6 protein-coding genes and 1 pseudogene are annotated in these 5,241 nt (G+C 45.6%); 3 read left to right on the forward strand and 4 right to left on the reverse strand.

The window, feature by feature from the left end:
• Positions 1 to 41: 41 nt before the first annotated feature.
• From B4H32_RS00395 to B4H32_RS00410, 4 genes are read right to left on the reverse strand one after another with little or no spacing between them, the layout of a single operon-like run.
• Positions 42 to 608: a Maf-like protein gene (locus B4H32_RS00395; protein WP_286799032.1), complete on the reverse strand. Its 567-nt coding sequence runs from the start codon at positions 606 to 608 to the stop codon at positions 42 to 44.
• Positions 596 to 1,087, reverse strand: coding sequence for a rod shape-determining protein MreD (gene mreD / locus B4H32_RS00400; protein WP_286799033.1), 492 nt, complete (start codon positions 1,085 to 1,087; stop codon positions 596 to 598). The genes B4H32_RS00395 and mreD overlap by 13 nt, the downstream gene beginning before the upstream one ends.
• Positions 1,074 to 1,931 (reverse strand): rod shape-determining protein MreC, encoded by an 858-nt coding sequence (gene mreC / locus B4H32_RS00405; RefSeq protein ID WP_286799034.1) that lies wholly within the window; start codon positions 1,929 to 1,931, stop codon positions 1,074 to 1,076. The genes mreD and mreC overlap by 14 nt, the downstream gene beginning before the upstream one ends.
• Positions 1,932 to 1,948: 17 nt before the next feature.
• Positions 1,949 to 2,989: a rod shape-determining protein gene (locus B4H32_RS00410; protein ID WP_286799036.1), complete on the reverse strand. Its 1,041-nt coding sequence runs from the start codon at positions 2,987 to 2,989 to the stop codon at positions 1,949 to 1,951.
• 133 nt (positions 2,990 to 3,122) lie between these two features.
• Between B4H32_RS00410 and gatC the strand changes: the two genes are divergently transcribed.
• From gatC to gatB, 3 genes and pseudogenes are all read left to right on the forward strand, one after another.
• Positions 3,123 to 3,440, forward strand: a complete 318-nt coding sequence (gatC, locus tag B4H32_RS00415; protein ID WP_286799038.1) for an Asp-tRNA(Asn)/Glu-tRNA(Gln) amidotransferase subunit GatC — start codon at positions 3,123 to 3,125, stop codon at positions 3,438 to 3,440.
• 53 nt (positions 3,441 to 3,493) lie between these two features.
• Positions 3,494 to 4,972 (forward strand): Asp-tRNA(Asn)/Glu-tRNA(Gln) amidotransferase subunit GatA, encoded by a 1,479-nt coding sequence (gene gatA, locus B4H32_RS00420; RefSeq protein ID WP_286799039.1) that lies wholly within the window; start codon positions 3,494 to 3,496, stop codon positions 4,970 to 4,972.
• Positions 4,972 to 5,241, forward strand: a pseudogene (gatB, locus tag B4H32_RS00425) (Asp-tRNA(Asn)/Glu-tRNA(Gln) amidotransferase GatCAB subunit B); the annotation flags it as partial. The gene gatA and the pseudogene gatB, both read left to right, overlap by 1 nt.

A 5,241-nucleotide genomic window follows, 5' to 3' on the forward strand; every position in this document is an offset into this window, starting at 1 on the left:
TTATAAAAATTCTTATATCCGAAAGTATCAGCCTGGTAATTTTATACGGAGGCCTTAACGCTTTCTAATAACTGTACTGTCTCATATAAGGGTAAGCCTACAACATTACTGTAACTTCCACGAATCTGTGGAATATATTGCGCCGCAATTCCCTGTATCGCATAGGCACCTGCCTTACCAATAGGTTCGCCAGTAGCCCAGTATTTTTCCATTTCCACATGACTTAAACGTTGGAACTCAACCTGGGTACGCACTACTGTACTCAAGATTTTCGAGCTGCTTGCCACACAGACTCCTGAATAGACATCATGCCACTGTCCAGAAAGTGCTGACCAGATTTCAAAGGCATGCTGCTTTGACTCTGGCTTTCCAATAATCTTTCCAGCACAACTTAAACTGGTATCCGCTGCAATCACAATCGCTTCTGGGTACTGGTTTAAAACAACCTGAGCCTTGTCCCTTGCCAAGCGTTCAACATACTGTTCAACAGTTTCACCGTCCTGCACAGCCTCATCAACATCTGGACTATAACTATCAAAGTCCAGACCGAGTTGCCTTAACAGCTCCTGCCGACGGGGTGAGCTTGATGCGAGAATTATATGCGCCATTTATGTAAACAATAATAAACCAGAGGCCACGTCACGATACTGGTCAGCAGGGGCTGCCAATGACGCGCAATCGAAAAATGTGTCTCCGCAATGGTCTGGCTAATCCACAGAAAAATGATATGCGTCACAATCGCAATCATCGCAATCACCCATGAATTTCCAAAAGTCAGGATACGGCGTTCACGAATAAAATAGCGTATCGCAAAGGCAATAAATACAAAACTCAGTGCATTTAAACCGAAAGGTGCATCCAACAGCAAATCAACGAACAGTCCCATGCCGAATGCAAACCAGACTCCACACCAGACAGGCTGGTAAAGAATCCAGAACAACATGATCATCAGCATCACTGATGGCCGCCACCCTGAAGCTTCATAGGCAATTGGGTAGACCATCAGGATTGATCCGATCACGATGGAAATGATGATCATCCAAAGCGGGTCTTTACGTTTTTCATAATTCAGCTTAGCGATCGGCATACGGCTGCTCCTGCGCCAAGGATTCAGAGAAGAGCACCACCACATGATGGCCACTGGCAAGCTGGGCCGCTGGTCTCACATCAATTTCTGCAAACTCACCTGAAGTATGACGGCTAACCTTAGAAACAGTACCCACCAAATAACCTGCTGGAAAATGTTCGCCCAAGCCTGAACTGAACACCTTGTCCCCCACCTGAATATTGGCACTGGTGGGTACATACTCCATTTTGAGCTGTCCTAAATCCCCTGTACCCGAGACGATTGCACGCATCCCCGTACGTTCCAAACGTACAGAGAGAGAATGTTCTTTATCAGACAGCAACATCACCCGCGAACTGTGCGGATAGACACTAATCAACTGCCCCATAATGCCTTTATCATCCAGAACAGTCTGGCCCACCTTTAAATGGTCCAGTGAACCACGGTTGATAATGATGATATGACGCAAAGGGTCAGCATCTGTTCCAATCACTTCTGCAATTTGCATACGACCATCAATAATCAATGGCGTATCCAAAAGCCCCCTTAAACGGTTATTTTCCGCAGAGAGTTCTGAAAGTTTTTGGAGTCGAACCTGTGCCTGTAAGAGTTCAGCCTGCATCGCAGTGTTTTCACGGCGCAGTTGGGTTTCAGACTTGGTTTGTTGCTTCAGCCATTCTCGCGACAGTACAGGATAGCTTGCCAGCGCATAAATCGGATTATACGCGGCGTACAGAACATCCCTTGCAGGCTGGATGACATAGGGCATGCGCCAGTCAAAGAAAAGCACCACCAGACATGTAATGACCGCAATGATAAAGGAGCGAAAAGATGGCGGTTGTCTTGAAAAAAGATTCTGTTGCACCGCCTGGTCCTTATGGTTTAACCAACGAAAAGCATGTCATGGTTTGGATTGTCAAAAAACTCTAATACTTTACCGCCACCACGGGTGACGCAGGTTAAAGGTTCATCAGCAACAATCACAGGTAAACCTGTTTCTTGGGCAAGGAGTTTGTCCAGGTTACGCAGCAATGCACCACCGCCTGTTAAAACAATGCCACGTTCAGCAATATCAGAAGAAAGTTCAGGTGGAGTTTGTTCTAAAGCAGATTTCACAGCGCTGACAATACTTTGTAGTGGATCAGAAATCGCCTGAGTAATTTCATCAGAAGTTACGGTAATCGCACGAGGAACACCCTCAGCTAAATTACGTCCACGCACTTCTATTTGTAGCGTTTTGCCATCAGCAATCGCCATACCCACTTCTTTCTTGATCGTTTCAGCCGTTGTTTCCCCAATCACGCAACCGTGTGCCTTACGAACGTAGTTGATAATCTGTTCATCAAAGACATCACCACCGATACGGAGTGAATCTGCGTAGACACAACCCTGTAATGAAATGATTGCGATCTCGGTCGTACCACCGCCCACATCCACCACCATTGAACCACATGCTTGCTCAACTGGCATACCTGCACCGATCGCTGCTGCCATTGGCTCTTCAATCAAACGCACATCACGCGCGCCTGCATTAAACACAGCCTCACGAATGGCACGGCGTTCAACCAATGTCGATTTACATGGCACACACACCACCACACGCGGTGCTGGTGGAAACAGACGCTTTTCGTGCACCTTGCCAATAAATTGGTTCAGCATAGTCTCAGTGACTTCAAAATCAGCAATCACACCGTCTTTCATTGGACGAATTGCTGAAATATTCGCTGGTGTACGGCCTAACATTTGTTTAGCATCAATCCCTACAGCCGCCACAATTTTTTGTGAGCCGCTGTGACGAATAGCCACAACTGTTGGTTCATTTAATATAATGCCACGGCCTGGTGCATAAATAAGGGTATTTGCAGTACCTAGATCAATGGCTAAATCCGGCGAAAACAAGCCAATTAGTCGTTTTAGAATCACGGGGGCGTTCTCAATTAAACTTTGTGTGAATACAAGGTGGCAACTTTAACGAAATGTGATGCTTTGAACAAGTCAATCGCTTATTATAACGCACGATATTTTGCAATTTTTTGATACTGAATTAGGTAAAGTTATGTCTACATCATCAGATGCTCAGCAGACGACGGACTTAAATGCACAAACCGTTTCAAGGATTGCGCATCTTGCCCGTTTATCCCTAGATGAAACGCAATCTGCTGAATATGCTCAAAGTTTAAATAAAATTCTCGGCATGATGGAAAGCTTGAAAAACATTAATACCGATGATGTTGAGCCTTTAAAAAGCCCATTTGACCATCCACAGCCTTTACGCGCCGATGTGGTGAGTGAAAGTAATCACCGTGATGAATATCAGGCGGTCGCCCCTGCAACAGAAGCAGGTCTGTACCTTGTACCTCGCGTAATTGAATAAGATTTATTCGATTAGTCAATATTTTATATTTAGAATGTAAAGAAATTTTTCATATGACAGATTTACATCGCTTATCAATCCGTGAACTTTCCGAGGGCTTAAAACAGGCCCAGTTTTCATCACGTGAATTGACCGAACATTATTTAAAACGTATTGCCCACCTTGACCCAAAAGTAAAAAGTTATGTGACGGTGACGGCAGAACAAGCACTTGCTGAAGCTGATGCGGCTGATGCTGCACTGAAAGCAGGTAACGCACATGCGCTAGCGGGTATTCCACTTGCCCACAAAGATATTTTTTGTACCCAGGGTATTAAAACCACTGCGGGTTCAAAAATGCTGGATAACTTCATTTCACCTTATGATGCAACTGTGGTTGCCAAAGCCAAAGCTGTAGGTCTTGTGACTTTAGGCAAGGTGAACATGGATGAATTTGCAATGGGTTCAACCTCTGAAAACTCTTACTTCGGTGCAACCTCCAACCCCTGGGCGCTTGATCGTGTTCCAGGAGGGTCGTCTGGTGGTTCTGCTGCGGCTGTGGCTGCGGATTTAGCACCGATTGCCACAGGAACGGATACTGGTGGCTCGATTCGCCAACCTGCTTCATTCTGTGGCTTAACGGGCTTAAAACCGACCTATGGTCGTGTCTCTCGCTTTGGTATGATTGCCTATGCATCATCACTGGATCAGGGCGGTCCAATGGCACGATCAGCAGCAGACTGTGCTTATTTGATGAATGTGATTGCAGGTCATGACAGCAAAGATTCTACTTCAGTAAATAAAGATGTGGACGATTACGTTGCCAAACTAAACGGTACGGCAGTCAAAGGCTTACGCATTGGTATTCCAAAACAGTACTTCAATGTGGCTGGTTTAGATGCAGACGTGAAAGCGCGCGTTGAAGAGTCATTGAAAAAGCTTGAGGAAATGGGCGCGACTTTGGTTGAGATTGACCTCAACATGACTGAAGCCTACGTTCCGACTTACTATTTGATCGCCCCTGCGGAAGCATCTTCCAACCTATCACGTTACGATGGTGTTCGTTATGGCTATCGCTGTGACAATCCAAAAGACATTTTAGACCTGTATAAACGCTCACGCTCTGAGGGTTTTGGTGCGGAAGTGCAACGCCGTATCCTGATTGGGACTTATGCCCTTTCTGCGGGTTACTACGATGCGTACTATGTCAAGGCACAAAAAGTACGTCGTTTAATCCAACAAGACTTCCTCAAAGCATTTGAAAATGTCGATGTGATAGCTGCACCCTCTGCACCGACCACCGCCTACAAAATTGGTGCATCACTTGATCCAGTGGAAATGTATTTGGGCGACATCTACACCATTGCGGTGAACTTGGCGGGCTTGCCTGCCATTAACGCCCCTGTCGGTTTTGATCAAGATCACTTGCCTGTTGGCTTACAGTTGATTGGTAATTACTGGTCAGAATCACAATTGCTGTCGATTGTGCATCAATATCAACAAGCGACAGATTTCCATCAACAACGTGCGGCAATTGCCAAGGAGAATGTGTAATGGCTAAGCTAATTGATGGTTGGGAAGTGGTCATCGGCATTGAGATTCACACACAACTAGCAACTAAATCTAAAATTTTCTCAGGTTCATCGACTGAATTTGGTCAAGACCCAAATACCCAAGCCAGCCTTGTTGATTTGGCCATGCCAGGCGTATTGCCAGTATTGAATGCAGAAGTGGTTGATCTTGCGATTCGCTTTGGTTTGGGCATTGATGCTTACATCGACCAAGCCTCTGTGTTTGCCCGTAAAAACTATTTCTATCCAGAT

It is taken from the genome of Acinetobacter sp. UBA2063 (assembly GCF_002333245.1).
GTDB classification, from domain to species: Bacteria; Pseudomonadota; Gammaproteobacteria; order Pseudomonadales; family Moraxellaceae; genus Acinetobacter; species Acinetobacter parvus.